This is a genomic window from Lysinibacillus sp. UBA5994 (assembly GCF_002429725.1).
GTDB classification, from domain to species: Bacteria; Bacillota; Bacilli; order Bacillales_A; family Planococcaceae; genus Lysinibacillus; species Lysinibacillus capsici.
Genome location: NZ_DJAU01000051.1, coordinates 1 through 17,401 on the forward strand (window position 1 = coordinate 1; position 17,401 = coordinate 17,401).

Consider the following 17,401-nt stretch of genomic DNA (forward strand, 5'->3'; position numbering starts at 1 on the left):
TCAAGGTTCATGTTTTGCTTTATTTTAGCGTGTCACCCTGGCGACTTGTATAATACTACACCCTTATTTTTAAAAGGTCAACACTTTTTAATAAAAAACTTTATTTTTTTTATTACCAAAGTAAAACTTCCTATATTAATAACTAACAAATCTATTCACAAGCTAGTTCAATATTAGACCATGAACTAGAAAATAATTTTATCATAATTTCCTACAAAAAAATAATAGATCTTTAAAAAAACAAAAAACTCGGTAAAGAAACCGAGTTTTTAAAATGGGAAAAAGAACGGGATGGCTATCATCATCACAATAAACATAACAAGCTGTAACGGAACCCCTATTCTTACGAAATCCATAAATTTATAGCCCCCCGCTGTCATTACCAGTGCATTCGTAGGGGAAGCAATTGGCGTAGCAAATGCCATACTTGCTGCAACTGCGACTGCAATCATAAATGTTGTGGGACTAACCTCCATTGCAATGGCTGCACTCATGGCAATGGGTGCAAACAATACAGCAGTTGCCGTATTACTAATAAATTGACCGAAAATAGCTGTCAAAATATAAACTCCTATGAGTACACCGTATGGTCCGAAACCACCTAAAGCATTAATAATACCATCAGATAAAATGGTCATGCCTCCTGTTTTTTCTAACGCTGTCGCCATTGGTAACATGGCAGCTACTAATACAATACTTTCAAAATTCATATTGCTATAGGCATCTTCCATGTTTCTCAAGCAGCCTGTTAAAATCATAAGTACAGCACCAATCATCACAGAAATGACAGCAGGAAAAACTTCAAATGCCATCAAAATAATCATGAATAACATAATAATCCCCGCAATTCCAGCTTTGCCTGTAGCTGCTGCCACACTTGCGTGTTCTTTCGGCTGTCCTACAACCACGACATCTTGCGTTTCTCTTGCTAACAAAAGAATTTCATCCCATGCTCCCTGTACTAATATTGCGTCCCCAAATTTTAATTTGTGAGACACCATATCCTGAAGCTTGTAACCACCCTTACGATTAATACCAATGATATTTAGATTGTATTTTTCCCGGAACCCAAGGGAACTAACCGTTTCATTGATAAAGCTCGAATTCGGGGTAAGCAATACCTCTGCAATACCCAGATGCTTCGATACCAATTCATCGGCTTCTCCTTCAACTAATCCTTGCATCTCAAGATGATAATCCTCAACAAAACGCCGAATATCCTCTATTTCTCCTTGAACATATAACTCATCCTTGGCATGAATGACACTAGTTGGTCCTGCCATTTCTTGATAAGTCATCGGTAGTAAATTAATGCCCTCCTGTGATTTCCTATGAATTTTCATCATACAAAGCATATACTTAGCTGGTAGTTTTAATTCCGCTAACGATGTTTCAATAATAGGTGACTCCTCAGGGACGGAGATTTTAAATAGACGATTATTTAAATCATATTGTTTAATAATTTTTTTCGGTGAAAGTTTATAGCCTTCATTAGTCTGTGTACGGTTTTGATCCTTTGGTAATAAAATATTTCTTACAAGTACTAAATAGGAAATGCCAGCAATCATCCCCACGATACCAATAGGAGTTACTTCAAAAAAGCCAAGTTTGTTATAGCCTCGATCAACCAATAACTGACTGACAATTAAATTGGTTGGGGACGCAATCAGTGTCATCAGACCAGAAAGACTTGCTACATAGGAGAGTGGTAGTAGAAATTTAGAAGGGCTGACTTTCATACTTATTGCTATACTTACAACGATTGGCATCATTAAGGCGACAGTACCCGTATTACTCATAAATGCACCAACCGATCCTACAATAATAAGCAGTAGCACAAATAACTTCAGCTCACTATTGCCTGACCATTTTAGTAAGAGTTGCCCCGCCATGCCTGCCAGGCCCGTACGTAAAATCCCTGCACCCACGACAAATAACCCTGCAATCATTAAAACTACAGAGTTTGAAAAACCAGCTAATGCCTCCGAGGGCGTCAAAATATCCATAATGACAAATGCTAATAGTGACACAATTGCTACAAGATCTGCTCGTATTTTATTGGTCACAAATGCGAAAATTGTTGCTCCTAAAATAAGAAATGTTAATGTAAGCTGCACATTCATGAATTCCTTTCTAACATTAATCATTATTAAAAATTGACAGCAAAAAATTGTACTTCATTACTATTTTTATTATAGCTTACCCTGAGCTCTATATGATAAAATTCACCATCTTTTCAAAATTAAAATAAGTGTGGTAGTCATCCACACTTATAATGATAGCTTCACTATTTTATTTTTGGTAAAGATGATGTTCTTTAATATAGTTGTAACAAGCAGTAGGCAAGAGGTATCTCGGTTCTCCTCCCATTGCGAATTCTTCTCGAATATAGGTAGAGCTAATTTCCATCGCTAGCCCTTTATCGATAAGATGAAATCTTCCATCATCATTATTTCTTAAAATCGGAGAACGACTAATGGTTGAGAGCATATCAATGCCGTGTCGTGCCATTACAATAAATTTATTCTCCGCTACTAATGCGTCGCCCTTTTTCCATAAACCCGCACCAATATCCACTAGTAAATCAGCACCCATAATAAAATGCACCTCATCCTCTGGGTTCTTCTCTCTAAAGTATTTCATAGTGTCATATGTGTAGATATTCCAGCCTTCTTGATCCATTTCATAGGAATCTGCGATAAAACGATCGTCCTTAGCAATAGCTAACTGAAGCATATTCCAACGATGTGTATCAGCTGTTTTGATGGTTTTATCTTTGCGTTTATTTGAACAAGGCAAAAAAATAACCTTATCTAACTTACACCGATGTGCTACAGTGCTTGCTGTCCAAAGATGGACATTGGTAATAGGATCAAATGATGAACCATAAATACCTATTCTCGCCATCGTCTCTACCTCCTAGCAGTTACTTTTAAATACGTTGTGAAACCTTTTCTTTTATTGCCTGTATGCTTGCCATTTTATTGTCCCAACATACTTGACTTAAATCGACAGGATATTCTTCAGGATTCATTGTTCGTTTATACTCACACCACAATAAATGTAAGTTTTCCTGTACATATTTTTGTATTTCTTGAATAGTTGGCTCCTCATAAACAATATTTCCATTTTCTATAATACTTTCATGTAACTCTTTCGCCGTAAAATTTGTAACAAATTTACTAATATACGTATGAATAGGGTGGAACATTTTCAATCTTTCTTCTTGCTGTATGTTTTCATTATCTAACGCAATATAATCTCCTTCAGCATGACCATTCTCTGCATTAATAATACGGTAAACACGTTTACGTCCAGGTGTAGTCACTTTCTCAGGATTTGCTGAAATTTTAATGGTATCAACTAGTTCTCCACTTTCGTTTTCTATTGCAACTAATTTGTATACTCCACCAAGAGCTGCTTGATCATAGGCTGTAATCAGCTTAGTTCCGATTCCCCAAGCATCAATTTGCGCCCCTTGTGACTTTAAATGCATAATTGTATATTCATCCAAATCATTCGAAGCCATAATTTTAGTTGCAGTAAATCCTGCATCATCTAGCATTTTCCTTGCCTGTTTTGAGAGATAGGCTAAATCTCCACTGTCTAAACGGATACCAATAAAATTAATTTGATTCCCTAGCTCCTTCGCTACGCGGATAGCATTCGGAACACCAGAACGTAGTGTGTCATAAGTATCTACTAGGAAAACACAGTCTTTATGGGCTGCTGCGTATTTTTTAAACGCAGTATATTCATCTCGATAGGTTTGAATCATCGCATGGGCATGTGTTCCTGACACAGGAATACCGAATAATTTTCCTGCTCTTACATTGCTTGTTGCAGAGAATCCGCCTATATAAGCAGCACGAGTTCCCCAAATAGCAGCATCAAATTCGTGTGCGCGGCGGGTTCCAAATTCCATTACAACATCCTCACCCGTCACTTGTTTGATACGTGAAGCTTTTGTTGCAATCAGGGTTTGGTAATTAACGATATTTAACAACGGCGTTTCAATTAATTGAGCCTCTGCTAATGGTGCTTCAATTCGCAGGATAGGCTCGTTTGCAAAGACCAATTCTCCCTCTCTCATCCCCTTAATTGTCCCTGTAAATTTAAGTTCTTTTAGGTATTCAAGAAATTCCTCGGGATACTTCCCCTCTTCTCGTAAATATTGAATATCGCTTTGAGAGAAACCAAAGTTATTAATAAACTCAATCACTTTTTTCAATCCAGCGAAAACTCCATAGCCATTGCCAAATGGAAGCTTTCTAAAATATAATTCGAAAACAGCTTTACGTTGATGAACACCATCTTGCCAATAAGTTTGAACCATATTAATTTGGTATAGGTCCGTGTGTAACATGAAACTATCATCTACATATTTCATATTTTCCCCTCCATTCATGTCAAATAATAGTGGCACCTAGAGTATGCTCGAAATGATTTAACGCCCACTCATGTCCAGCTTCATTAAAGGAGGCGACAGCATTTTTATGAATGACGATATCGAACCCTTTATTATAAGCATCTACTGCTGTATGAAGAACACAAATATCTGTACAAACGCCGATTAAATGCAGCTCAGCAATTCCTCTTTCACGCAATTTCAATTCTAAATCTGTTCCTGCAAAAGCAGAATAACGCGTTTTATCAATGTAATAGACGAAATCTTGGTCTTTATTTTCTTCATATAATGAGTTTAATGCACCATATAACTCTCTACCTTCTGTATGACGAATATTATGAGGTGGGAATAGCTTTGTTTCTGGATGATAAATATCTCCCTTTTCATGAACATCTATCGCAAATACTGTAAAATCCCCCCTCTTAATAAACTCCTTTGTTAAATCAACATTTGCACGTTCGAGCAATTGCCCAGGCTCTCCGCAAGTAAGAGCCCCATCCGTCGCAACGAAATCCACTGTATAATCAATATTAATTAATGCACGCTTTTTCATCATTTCATCACTCCACTCTTTAATTAGTAATACTTAAATTACAAATTACTTTCTTTAAAATAAACAGGAAAGACGGATCTTTCCTAATGATAGATAGACTCTACCATTTCGAAATCATTAAATGTATAGAGCTGGGAAGGCCGGAACGAATTTCTTTTTGTTTTCTTCGGTTTTCCTTCTTCATCCAATGCTTTTTCGATAAATGGTAATTTAGGTGCTTTTGTAAAGAATACGGAATCGTTAGAGATTCGTGGATCTTCTCCAACTGTTAGAAGTACTCGTTGCAATTCTGATAATGTAAACTCTTGTGGTAAAAAGTTTTTAGCAACAGTTGTCTGAATCATATCCCTTTTAATAAAATGCAACGCATCGGAAATGATTTTTCGGTGATCGAAAGCTAATGGAAGCGTAAATACACTTTCTATATCAAACAGTTCTACATCGTCTGCATCATCATTCGCTTGACGTTGCTCAATATATGTCTCAGGAACAATGGCATAAAATGCATTTGAAATCATCCAACCACGTGGATCTCGATCGATCTCATCATAAACACCAAAATGTTGAACATGTAAACCTTCTACATTTGTTTCTTCTTTTAATTCTCTCTTTGCTGCGATAAAGGCAGTTTCTTTTTGATTTGCATCTACAAAGCCCCCAGGAAGTGCCCATTTTCCTCCTTCAATATTGGGATTTCCTTCAGCATCCCTAGTAGCACGCTTAATTAACATAATCTTTAGCGTCATGTTTGGCGGTGCTTTTTCCTCTGTTTTCTCTGAGGTAATTGTAAAAATAGCAATATCTGCGGTATATCCATCGGGTGTTTGATATTTTGAAGAATCATAATGAGCAAGCACTTCTTCTTCGGTACGAAATTTTGTCATTGTATAACCCCTTCTATAATTACAAGGTTCATGTAATTTGTAATTCGTTAATTACTATTTATTAGAATTATAATCTTTCATCAAAGCATTTGCAACTAATTTATAAAAAAAGCATAAATAAAGCTACTCCGCCTTATTTATGCCCATTATTATTATTGATCTTTCAGCAGAATTCCGTTTTGTACAACAACTTGCCCATTTTTGATTACTGTATGTGTATGATTCATGCCGTAGAAATATTGCAGTTGCTTGTAATTAGCAACATCAAGGATAAGTACGTCAGCTTTTTTATGTGCTTCAAGGGAACCAATTTGCTCGCCTCGATTTAGGGCATATGCTGCATTAATTGTTGTTGCCGTTAATACTTCCTCCAATGTCATACCCATATGCATGCAAGCTAAATTCATAATGAAGGGTAGGCTCATTGTTGGGGATGACCCAGGGTTAAAGTCTGTGGATATCGCCACAGGTACTCCCTCGTCAATCATTAGACGCCCTCTTGCAAAAGGTGCACGTAAAAAGAATGCAGTACCTGGCAGCAATACAGCAATTGTACCCGCTTCAGCCATTTTTCGAATTCCCTTATCAGAAGCAACTAACAAATGCTCCGCAGAAATGGCCTCTACTTCCGCAGCCAGCTCGGCGCCTTGATAAGGTTCGATTTCATCCGCATGTATTTTTGGCGTTAAGCCTAGTGCTTTTCCAGCCTCTAAAATGCGTCGGGATTGTTCGGGTGTAAAGACGCCTTTTTCACAAAATACATCATTAAATTCAGCCAACTCTAGTTCTGCTACTTTTGGCAGCATCTCATTGACCACCACATCCACAAATTCATCCTCACGCCCCTTATAATCACGAGGAACTGCATGGGCTCCCATAAACGTGCTAATGACATCAATATGATGTGCAGCTTGTAATTCTTTTGCGACCTCTAGCTGTTTCTTTTCCGTTTCCCAGTCCAAGCCATACCCTGATTTTGCTTCAACTGTTGTTACACCATGCTTTAAAAATACATCTAAATGCTGCATCGTTTTTTCATATAATTCATCAAAGCTTGTTTCTCGTGTACGCTTTGTTGTAGCATGAATGCCACCGCCTGCATTCATGATTTCCATATAGGTAGAACCATTTAATCTCATATTAAACTCTTGCTCGCGTGTTCCACCATGCACCAAATGTGTATGACAATCCACTAAGCCAGGCATAACAATCTTACCAGTAGCATCAATCGTTTCTGCCTTCTTTATTAATTCTGGGAAGTCAGCTTCTAGTTGCTCATACGCTCCTACTGCTACAATACGCTCTTCTTCAATTAGAACACTGCCATATTCTATTACTGCAATTTCCTGCATTTGTTCTTTTGTACGTGGTCCTTGTACATTACTTTTCAAGGTAATTACTTCATTTGCATTTTTTATTAGAATGGTCACTTCACATCACCCTTTAACATTGGTATATGGACACCTTTGTTTTTTGCTGTATTGATAGCAATATCGTAGCCTGCATCAGCATGACGAGCAACGCCCATTCCAGGGTCTGAAACCAATACACGTGCAATTTTTTCAGCGGCAAGCTCTGATCCATCTGCTACTAAGACTTGACCTGCATGCTGTGAATAACCCATTCCTACACCACCACCGTGGTGTACGCTTACCCAGCTTGCACCACTCGCAGTATTAACAAGAGCATTTAAAATTGGCCAATCCGATACCGCATCCGAACCATCTAGCATCCCTTCTGTTTCACGATTTGGTGATGCTACAGAACCTGAATCTAAGTGATCGCGGCCAAAGACAATTGGTGCTGATAATTCACCATTTGCAACCATTTCATTGACCTTTAATGCAAAACGATGACGATCACCATAGCCCAACCAGCAAATGCGTGCAGGTAGCCCTTGCCATTTCACCATTTTTTGTGCCATATCAATCCAATTGACTAGACCCTCATCTTCAGCAAACATCTCTTTTGCCAGTGCATCTGTTTTATATATATCCTCAGGGTTTCCTGAAAGCGCCGCCCAACGGAATGGGCCCTTTCCTTCACAGAATAACGGACGAATATACGCTGGTACAAAGCCTGGGAAATCAAAGGCATTTGTCACACCCATTTCTTTGGCATAGGCACGAATGTTATTCCCATAATCAAATACTTCTGCGCCTGCCTCTTGGAACTCTAGCATTGTACGAACATGCTCTGCCATTGTTTCTTTTGCTTTACGCTCATATGTTTTTACATCCTCTTTGCGAAGTTTTAGCGCTTCTTCAAAGGTCATGCCATTAGGTACATAACCATTAATCGGATCATGTGCAGATGTTTGGTCTGTCACAAAATCTGGAATAATTCCACGATTCAACAACTCACGATTAACATCAGCACAGTTACCAACAAGGCCAATGGACGCTGGCTCATTTTGGTCACGTAATTTATTAACTAATGCAATTGCTTCATCTACAGTTTCTACAATATAATCACAGTAACCTTCTTTGATTTTACGTTCAATGCGAGCACGTTCAACTTCAACAACTAAGATTACAGCACCAGCCATTTTCCCTGCTAATGGCTGTGCACCACTCATACCGCCCATACCACCTGTAAGGATGAATTTACCACGTAAATCAGCAGTGCCAAATACCTTTTTGCCTGCTTCTACAAAGGACAGATAAGTTCCTTGTAAAATTCCTTGAGCACCAATATAAATCCAACTCCCAGCAGTCATTTGACCATACATCATTAAATCTCTTTCTTCTAATTCATAAAAGTGATCCCAATTTGCCCATGCTGGTACAAGGTTTGAATTGGCAATCAACACTCGAGGGGAATGCTCATGTGTACGGAATACAGCTACTGGCTTTCCAGATTGGATTAATAGAGTCTCATCATTCTCTAATTCTTTCAAAGATGCAATGATTTGTTCATAGCTTTCCCAGTTACGAGCAGCCTTACCAATACCCCCATAAACAATCAGTTCATCTGGATTCTCTGCTACCTCTGGGTCAAGATTGTTCATTAACATACGCATTGCTGCTTCCTGTGTCCATCCCTTACATGTTAGTTCATTTCCACGTGGTGCACGAATATCTGTCTTAAATACCATTAAAAACACGCTCCTTTTCCTATTAAAAAAATGTGAATGTTGCTGTCTAAAGCTATTAATAACTGAATATTCAGACTTAAATACATATAAATATTTTCAAAGCAGAGGCTACTCGGTGTATAAACCGAGCGACGCCTTTGCTCTTTCATATCAAAACTTAAACCAATTTACACATACTCATTTACTAAATCATTACTTGATAGTAAATATTTCGCCAATGCTTCAATTTCATCGCCAATTGGTTGATCGGCTAGTAATGGTGGACAAAATTCACGCACTTTCTTTAAGAATTTACTTGTAGTAGGAGATAATTGCTCTTCTGCCTTGTCTAAATGAATAGCCTGAGATGCACAAATCAATTCGATAGCTATAACGCGAGCAGCGTTGTGAACAATCTGACGTACTTGACGTGCCGAAGTTGTTCCCATACTTACATGATCCTCTTGGTTACCTGATGTAGGAATAGAATCCACACTCGAAGGATGTGCTAAAACTTTATTTTCTGAGACAATAGAGGCTGCTGTATATTGAGCAATCATAAGCCCACATTCAATCCCAGGGTTTGTTGCTAGAAACGGTGGTAGCCCTTCATTAAGTTGAGGGTTTACCATACGTTCTGTACGTCGTTCTGAAATATTGGCCCACTCACATACACCTATTTTCAAAAAGTCCATTGCCAAAGCTATTGGCTGTCCATGGAAATGCCCACCCGATAAAACCTCCCCGCTTTCTAAAACGATTGGATTATCAGTTGTTGCATTCATTTCTGTTTGAACACGGTCCTGTGCGTAGAAAAATGACTGCCAAGAAGCACCATGTACTTGCGGTATACAACGTAGTGAATAAGCATCCTGCATGCGAATTTCACCCTGCTTTGTCACACGTTTACTGCCATCGAGCCACTTACGAATACGCCCGCCTACTAGTTCTAACTCTGGATGTGGTCTTACCGCTAAAAGTGCTGGATCAAATGCCGAGGTAATGCCCTTTAAAGCTTCCAGTGTTAAGCTAGCAGCCATATCCGCTGCAAGACCGATTCGTTCAGCTTCATTGACCGTTAATACACCTATACCCGTCATAGCTTGTGTACCGTTAACTAATGCTAGCCCCTCTTTAGCTTGAAGTCTAACAGGGGTTAATCCTGCTTGCTTTAGCGCGTCACTACCACTCATGATTTCTCCGTTAAACTCAGCCTTTCCTTCTCCCACTAACACTAATGCCAAATGTGATAAAGGCGCTAAATCACCACTTGCTCCTACTGAACCTTGTGACGGAACAATTGGATGAACACCTTTATTAATAAGATTCAACAATAGTTGGACAGTTTCCTCACGAATGCCAGAAAATCCTCTGGCCAAAGCATTGGCACGTAACACCATCATTGCACGTACAACATCTGTTGGGAATGGTTCACCAACACCGGTTGCATCTGATCGTAATAAATTTAGCTGCAATAGCTCAATGTCTTCTTCTTCAATTTTTATATTGCTGAGTTTACCAAACCCTGTATTCACACCATAAATTGTTTGGCCTTCAGCTAAACGCTTTTCGATACGCTCTCTACTTAAACGAATACGTTCCAAACTCTCTGTAGCAAGCGCAACTGTTGCTTGCCCCTTCACGATTTCCTCTATTTGTTGTCTTGATAATGTATTGCCATCAAGCTCGATGATCGACTTCACATGACATCCCCCTATTCCCTATATGGCTATGTAAATAAATTATCTTCATTCATATTTTCGTAATATGAAAACATCAGTCTCAAACTTTTTAAGCGTTTTCATAACAAAAGTTGGCTTCTGCTGATGATCAATTACTCTATTTACATTGTACTAACTACCTTTTTCAGAATATAGAGAATTTTAATAGAGAAAACAAGACTTTTTTCAGATTACTATGTTATTTTTATTAATATAACCGTACTTTTATAGGAAACTAGAATATTTTAAGAAGGGCTGATGGTATGAAGCTGTTATTAATTGATCGCGATCCAACCGACCTAGCAGGAATAAAGTGGTTTTTACATACATATTTCCCCGGAGATGTTTTTATTGAAATGTGTACAAGTATTTCAGAGGTGTCTCATAGCATTAGACAATTTGAACCTGATGCCATACTGTTAAATATCGATATATTTCCTAATAATCGCCTAGCAGCTCTTTATCGCGATATACATAAGCTTTCTGGTGCCATTTTAGCAATGACAACTGAGCCATTATTTAAAAATGCTTTGAAGGCAATTGATTTACAAGTGGCTCATCTTTTTGTGAAGCCTATTGATTTAGAGCTATTAAAGAAAAAACTCACAACCATTTCTCTTCGCACACCACAGATTACAGAAGATGCTCAAGAGACTACAAACGATTCCTTTTATAATCAATTATTTTTAGATAATAAATCAAGTTCAATTGAGACAACATTACATTTCACAATGATTGAACCCGAGCATACTGAAACCTTCAATAAGCTTTACAATTGGCTTCAACAAACACCGATTCACTTTCATATGAAAACCTATCCTCTATCTAATAGAATCGTATGTCTTTTTCAAACAAATGATATAAGGATTGTGGAAAAAGATGTACGTACACTTATGAAGGAATGGCGTTTGATTAGTAATAGTTCTTTAAATATCGGCATATATGATGGAACACCTACAACCATTAAAACTATGTATACATTAACAAAGCGTGCACTACATCAAAGTTTTTATGAGGGCTTTGGCCATATTTTTTATGCGAGCAAACAATATGAAACTCAGCCCTTTGATCCCTTACTGACACCAGAAGAGCAACAATTACTAATAAGTAGTTTGGAAGATGGAAACCTAGAGGCCGTTAAAACATTTTTATATCGGCTTTCTAATGAAGGCATATATTATGAGCAAGACGATTTACGCATTCATTTGACGAGTGTCTTAGCACAAATTAGACGCTTTATGCTGAAATATAAATTACATGAAAAAGCGGTTATCGAACAACACTACCGTCAGCTATTTCATTTAATCATTGAGCATCCTATATTTTATACGATACTCAATGGGATTATTTCTTTCACGCAGACATTAATTGAGTTAGCAAGGGAAGCTCGAATAGAGAAACGAGCTGATTATGTTGAACTAGCTATAGAAATAATAGATCAACAATTTAAAGATAGCGCACTGTCTCTTCCCTTTGTCGCTCATAAGCTTGGAATAAGCCCCAATTATTTAAGTACAATTTTCTCAAGAAAACAAGGCTTGCCATTTAAGCGCTATTTACAGCAAGTAAGAATTCATCATGCCACAAAAATGCTGCGAGAAACTGATTTTGCTATTAGCGAAATCGCTCATTTAAACGGTTTTGATGACCCAAATTATTTCATAAAATTATTTAAGCAACAAATTGGTATTACGCCTAACCGATATAGAAAAAATTAAAAGATTGATTTTCAATTAGTTGATTTTATTTTCAATAAAAGATTTTATCATGATGTCATTATCTTGATCTTAATATGACAATTATCTATAAAATTGAGATTAAATAAAATAAATTTAAGTTAAAAACTATGTATAAACCCTATGTCTAGCGCATATATTTATAGTTTATACTTAAATATAAAAATTCTTTAACGATAATTATTATAATGTACTAGCAATTCTATTTTATATTTGTTATAGTTATAGACGAAGAGTTTGACTCACATTTTTTTCAGGAGGTAAACTAATATGACAAACGCAAATGATCGTAGCCGTCGCTTTACAACAGCAGGTGGTGCTCCAGTAGTAAGTAACCATGACTCTATGTCAGCAGGTCCACGTGGCCCTCTTTTACTTCAGGATGTATGGTTAGTTGAAAAACTAGCAAATTTCAACCGTGAAGTAATTCCAGAACGTCGTATGCACGCAAAGGGCTCAGGTGCATTTGGTACTTTTACTGTAACGCATGATATTTCACAATATACTAAAGCGAAAATCTTCTCAGAGATCGGCAAGAAAACTGAAATGTTCGCACGTTTCTCTACAGTAGCGGGTGAGCGTGGTGCAGCAGATGCAGAGCGAGATATTCGTGGCTTCGCCCTTAAATTCTATACAGAAGATGGAAACTGGGATTTAGTAGGGAACAATACACCTGTATTCTTCTTCCGCGACCCGTTACACTTTACAGATTTAAACCATGTGGTAAAACGTGACCCACGTACAAATATGAAAAATGCCAACTCTAACTGGGATTTCTGGACTTCATTACCTGAAGCACTTCACCAAGTGACAATTGTTATGTCTGACCGTGGTATTCCAGCTGGTTACCGTAATATGCACGGATTTGGTTCTCATACGTATAGCTTTATCAATGCTAATAATGAACGTGTTTGGGTTAAATTCCACTTCCGTACAGAGCAAGGCATTAAGAACTTAACTGGTGCCGAGGCTAATGAGATTATTGGTCAAGACCGCGAATCTTCACAACGTGATTTATATGAAGCAATTGAAAAAGGCGATTTCCCTAAATGGAAAATGTACATTCAGGTAATGACAGAGGAGCAAGCTCGTGAGCTACCATACAACCCATTTGATTTAACAAAGGTATGGTATAAAAAAGACTTCCCATTAATTCCTGTAGGTGAATTCGAGTTAAACAAAAATCCAGACAACTACTTTGCAGAAGTTGAACAAGCTGCATTCGCACCATCTAACATTGTTCCTGGCATCAGCTTCTCACCAGATAAAATGTTACAAGGTCGTATCTTTGCATATGCGGATGCCCAACGCTATCGTCTTGGTGTAAACCACTATATGCTTCCTGTCAACGCACCAAAATGTCCATTCCGTACTTTCCACCGAGATGGAGCAATGCGCTTTGATGGCAATCTTGGTTCGACATTAAGCTATGAACCAAATAGCTATGGTGAGTGGGAGCATAATTTAGACCATAAAGAGCCTGAATTACGTATTGATGGTCATGCAGGTATTCATGATTTCCGTGAAGACGATAATAATTACTTTGAACAACCAGGTAAACTATTCCGTCTATTGACTTCGGAAGAGCAGCAACGCTTATTTGAAAATACCGCGAACGATATGGCTTCTGTTGAAGAATTCATCAAACGCCGTCACATCCTTCACTGCTATCTAGCTGACCCAGCATATGGTGAAGGTGTCGCTAAAGCGATGGGTCTTTCCTTAGAAGGTATGGACCTTACAAATCCATATGTAAAACAACCAACAAACGTTTAATATTCCACTTTATTATTGATATCCAAATCCAACTTTTACTCCATGTGAATCCACTATTCACATGGAGTTTTTTTATTAAGAAAAGGCCTATGTCTATTTTTTTGACATAAGCCTTTTCTTTCATTATTGGTAAATTTGACTGCCTGCTTTTTTAAACTCCTCAGCCTTTTCTTTCATACCTTGATGGATCGCTTCAGTCGTATTCAAATCCTTATCTTTCGCATAATTACGAATATCCTGTGAAATTCTCATGCTACAGAATTTAGGCCCACACATAGAACAAAAGTGTGCTGTTTTTGCTCCCTCTGCTGGCAGTGTCTCATCATGATATTCCACTGCACGCTCGGGATCTAGTGACAGATTGAATTGATCACGCCAACGGAACTCAAAGCGCGCTTTAGACAGTGCATCGTCTCGTTGTTGTGCACCTGGATGACCTTTTGCTAAATCAGCAGCATGTGCAGCAATTTTATAAGTGATAACGCCCACACGAACGTCCTCGCGATTCGGTAAACCAAGATGCTCTTTCGGTGTCACATAACAAAGCATCGCTGTACCAAACCAGCCAATCATGGCTGCCCCAATGGCTGATGTAATGTGGTCATAACCTGGAGCAATATCTGTCGTGAGTGGTCCTAATGTATAGAAGGGCGCTTCCTTACAAACCTCTAATTGCTTGTCCATGTTTTCTTTAATCAAATGCATTGGTACATGACCTGGTCCCTCAACCATTACCTGAACATCATGCTGCCAAGCAATCTGTGTTAGCTCGCCTAGTGTTTCAAGCTCTGCAAATTGTGCCTCATCATTGGCATCTGCAATTGAGCCTGGGCGTAAACCATCACCTAAGGAAAAAGCAACATCATAGGCTTTCATAATTTCACAAATTTCCTCAAAATGTGTATACAGGAAATTCTCTTGATGATGATATAAACACCACTGTGCCATGATAGAGCCACCTCGAGATACAATACCTGTCACACGATTTGCTGTTAGTGGTACATAGCGTAAAAGGACACCTGCATGAATGGTGAAGTAATCCACACCCTGCTCAGCTTGTTCAATGAGAGTATCACGATAAACCTCCCACGTTAAATCCTCTGCTACACCATTTACCTTTTCTAAAGCCTGATAAATTGGCACTGTTCCCACTGGCACTGCAGCATTTCGAATAATCCATTCTCTAGTTGTATGAATATGTTTACCAGTCGATAAATCCATAATATTATCTGCGCCCCATCGAGTTGCCCAGGTCATTTTCTCAACTTCTTCTGCAATGGAAGAAGATACAGCAGAATTCCCGATATTCGCATTGATCTTTACATGAAAATTACGCCCAATAATCATTGGCTCTGCCTCAGGGTGATTAATATTAGAAGGCATTATAGCACGCCCAGCTGCAATTTCTGAACGTACAAATTCAGGATCCATATTTTCACGAATCGCTACAAACTCCATTTCAGGCGTTATAATTCCCTTTCGTGCATAGTGAAGCTGTGTCACATTTTTACCTTTTTTAGCACGCAAAGGCTTTCTCGCCAACTCAGGGAAGACATTTTCTTGAATACGCGGGTCATCAACATGACGAAAGCCATTATCCTCCGGTTTAATAGAGCGTCCCTCATATGCTTCTACATCCCCTCGCTCTTGAATCCATGCATTTCGTAAGGCAGGTAAACCTTTCGTAATATCTACTTGGTAGGCTGGATCTGTATAGGGCCCACTCGTATCATATACTCGAATAGGAGCATTTTCTTCATTTCCAAAACTGCCTGTTGTCGGACTTAATGCAATTTCTCGCATAGGTACTAGAATATCTGGGCGTGTTCCTTCCACATATACTTTTTTGCTTCCTTCAAAGCTGGACATAATGGTAATATTCTTTTCACTAATTACTGACATGAGCTACTTCTCTCCCTTAAATTTATTTTGATATAAGGACCGATTCTAGCTCACCCCAACAATCCAAAAAATAAAGGCCGAATCCAAAATAATTATTTGGATCCGGCCACGAATGTAAAGGTCTATTGATTGCATACTCTGCAATAGCTTCTTAACTTTCCCACGCTGGTATGAGCCAGATCAGGTCCAAAGGGTCAAGAAACTTCGTAGCGTTTCCCTCTCAGCCTGACTCATCAGACTCCCCTAGTTAATACTATTTAGTTTGATGCTAGTGTAGCAGATAATACTAAGAGATGGAAGTTATTTTTTATCTTACTAGGTAAATAATACTTCTGCAAAATAGATCACAATGGTTACAGTTATACAGCTTACAATGGTTGAAAATAAAACAGCTTGCGCGGCTGTTGCTGATTCTACATCATATTCCAATGCTAGACTAGAACTATTGCGGGATGTTGGAAAGGCACTAGCTATAAACAGTGATTGTGCGACGACTCCATCTAATCCCAATATATAAATAATGGCCAATGCAACAGATGGTCCAATAATTAGTCGCGTAAAACAGCTGATAAAGACGGTTTTATTAAACATTGATTTCATCTCTAGTTGTGATAATTGCGCACCTAAAGTAATTAGGGCCACAGCAATAAATCCATCTGCCACATGTTCTACTGGTATTTTGATAAACTGTGGAATACCGATATCAAAATAATTCATAGCGACACCTATAATCAGCGCATGAATAATAGGCATTTTAAAGAAATCCTTGATGATTGTCATACCTGACTTTGTAGAAGAAATTAAATTGTATAAACCATATGTATACGTAGTCATATTTTGAAAGATTACGAGCATGACCTGAATGGCTACTCCAATAGGTTGCGTGGCAAATATCATTTGAGCCACTGGAATACCGTAATTACCCGAGTTAATGAGCACAACACTATTTTTAAAGACAGCTGCCTCTGTTCTAGCTAAACCTAACCCTTTTGCCATAAAGTGACTGAGTATCATTTGACTACCGATAAAGAGTACAATAAATAATCCGACCTCTCCCAGTACAGTTAATTCCACATGTGTTTCATATAAATTTACAAAAACAGCTGCTGGCATAAAGCAATATGTAATAAGCTGAGACAATGCTTTTAAATTAAAGCGAAATTTCTTTTGTAGTATAGCGCCTATTACAAGTAACACTAAAATAGGTACAACAATTTGAAAGAAAATCATTCCGAGATACATCATATCAATGTCCCCCTTCCAGCGTTAATAGTATTGTTGAATTCCTTCTAGGTCAATTTCTCCGGCTTTCACCATAAAGAAGACTGCCTCTATATTGAAGGCA

General features: G+C 38.2%; 12 protein-coding genes and 1 riboswitch. Of the genes, 2 read left to right on the forward strand and 10 right to left on the reverse strand.

From position 1 onward, the window contains the following. Window positions 1–269 precede the first annotated feature (269 nt). The 8 genes from B3D98_RS15495 to hutH form a co-directional block, all read right to left on the reverse strand. A complete protein-coding gene (locus tag B3D98_RS15495) occupies window positions 270–2,123 on the reverse strand; it encodes an SLC13 family permease (RefSeq protein ID WP_115673041.1) in 1,854 nt (617 codons plus the stop codon). Between the two features lie 169 nt (window positions 2,124–2,292). Then, window positions 2,293–2,907 carry a nicotinate-nucleotide adenylyltransferase gene (gene nadD, locus B3D98_RS15500; RefSeq protein WP_048390705.1) on the reverse strand — a complete coding sequence of 205 codons (615 nt, stop codon included), beginning with the start codon at window positions 2,905–2,907 and terminating at the stop codon, window positions 2,293–2,295. Between the two features lie 25 nt (window positions 2,908–2,932). After that, window positions 2,933–4,390: a nicotinate phosphoribosyltransferase gene (locus B3D98_RS15505; protein WP_054548939.1), complete on the reverse strand. Its 1,458-nt coding sequence runs from the start codon at window positions 4,388–4,390 to the stop codon at window positions 2,933–2,935. Between the two features lie 19 nt (window positions 4,391–4,409). After that, a complete protein-coding gene (locus tag B3D98_RS15510) occupies window positions 4,410–4,964 on the reverse strand; it encodes a cysteine hydrolase family protein (RefSeq protein WP_054548938.1) in 555 nt (184 codons plus the stop codon). Window positions 4,965–5,044: 80 nt separating this feature from the next. After that, window positions 5,045–5,845, reverse strand: a complete 801-nt coding sequence (locus tag B3D98_RS15515) for an NUDIX domain-containing protein (RefSeq protein ID WP_048390712.1) — start codon at window positions 5,843–5,845, stop codon at window positions 5,045–5,047. Between the two features lie 152 nt (window positions 5,846–5,997). Continuing rightward, window positions 5,998–7,275: an imidazolonepropionase gene (gene hutI / locus B3D98_RS15520; protein ID WP_054548937.1), complete on the reverse strand. Its 1,278-nt coding sequence runs from the start codon at window positions 7,273–7,275 to the stop codon at window positions 5,998–6,000. After that, window positions 7,272–8,942, reverse strand: coding sequence for a urocanate hydratase (gene hutU / locus B3D98_RS15525; protein WP_004233805.1), 1,671 nt, complete (start codon window positions 8,940–8,942; stop codon window positions 7,272–7,274). The genes hutI and hutU overlap by 4 nt, the downstream gene beginning before the upstream one ends. A gap of 167 nt (window positions 8,943–9,109) precedes the next feature. Beyond that, window positions 9,110–10,624, reverse strand: coding sequence for a histidine ammonia-lyase (gene hutH / locus B3D98_RS15530; protein WP_048390715.1), 1,515 nt, complete (start codon window positions 10,622–10,624; stop codon window positions 9,110–9,112). Window positions 10,625–10,905: 281 nt separating this feature from the next. On the opposite strand from hutH, the gene B3D98_RS15535 reads away from it, so the two are divergent. Together B3D98_RS15535 and B3D98_RS15540 are read left to right on the forward strand one after the other, a co-directional pair. Then, window positions 10,906–12,360, forward strand: coding sequence for a response regulator transcription factor (locus B3D98_RS15535; RefSeq protein ID WP_288584097.1), 1,455 nt, complete (start codon window positions 10,906–10,908; stop codon window positions 12,358–12,360). A 288-nt stretch (window positions 12,361–12,648) separates the two neighbouring features. Next, a complete protein-coding gene (locus B3D98_RS15540; protein WP_048390717.1) occupies window positions 12,649–14,154 on the forward strand; it encodes a catalase in 1,506 nt (501 codons plus the stop codon). A 123-nt stretch (window positions 14,155–14,277) separates the two neighbouring features. Here B3D98_RS15540 and thiC read toward each other — a convergent pair whose 3' ends face one another. Together thiC and B3D98_RS15550 are read right to left on the reverse strand one after the other, a co-directional pair. Then, window positions 14,278–16,056, reverse strand: a complete 1,779-nt coding sequence (gene thiC / locus B3D98_RS15545; RefSeq protein WP_288584099.1) for a phosphomethylpyrimidine synthase ThiC — start codon at window positions 16,054–16,056, stop codon at window positions 14,278–14,280. 140 nt (window positions 16,057–16,196) lie between these two features. Further along, window positions 16,197–16,311, reverse strand: a riboswitch (TPP riboswitch). Between the two features lie 60 nt (window positions 16,312–16,371). Beyond that, window positions 16,372–17,301: an AEC family transporter gene (locus B3D98_RS15550; protein ID WP_048390721.1), complete on the reverse strand. Its 930-nt coding sequence runs from the start codon at window positions 17,299–17,301 to the stop codon at window positions 16,372–16,374. Between the last annotated feature and the right edge of the window lie 100 nt (window positions 17,302–17,401).

Bases quoted from the DNA above. Each gene is read 5' to 3' on its own strand.
- nadD (WP_048390705.1), bottom strand. From the start codon at position 2,907: ATGGCGAGAATAGGTATTTATGGTTCATCATTTGATCCTATTACCAAT.
- B3D98_RS15540 (WP_048390717.1), top strand. From the start codon at position 12,649: ATGACAAACGCAAATGATCGTAGCCGTCGCTTTACAACAGCAGGTGGT.
- B3D98_RS15515 (WP_048390712.1), bottom strand. From the start codon at position 5,845: ATGACAAAATTTCGTACCGAAGAAGAAGTGCTTGCTCATTATGATTCT.
- B3D98_RS15495 (WP_115673041.1), bottom strand. From the start codon at position 2,123: ATGAATGTGCAGCTTACATTAACATTTCTTATTTTAGGAGCAACAATT.
- B3D98_RS15550 (WP_048390721.1), bottom strand. From the start codon at position 17,301: ATGATGTATCTCGGAATGATTTTCTTTCAAATTGTTGTACCTATTTTA.
- B3D98_RS15535 (WP_288584097.1), top strand. From the start codon at position 10,906: ATGAAGCTGTTATTAATTGATCGCGATCCAACCGACCTAGCAGGAATA.
- B3D98_RS15510 (WP_054548938.1), bottom strand. From the start codon at position 4,964: ATGATGAAAAAGCGTGCATTAATTAATATTGATTATACAGTGGATTTC.
- thiC (WP_288584099.1), bottom strand. From the start codon at position 16,056: ATGTCAGTAATTAGTGAAAAGAATATTACCATTATGTCCAGCTTTGAA.
- B3D98_RS15505 (WP_054548939.1), bottom strand. From the start codon at position 4,390: ATGAAATATGTAGATGATAGTTTCATGTTACACACGGACCTATACCAA.
- hutU (WP_004233805.1), bottom strand. From the start codon at position 8,942: ATGGTATTTAAGACAGATATTCGTGCACCACGTGGAAATGAACTAACA.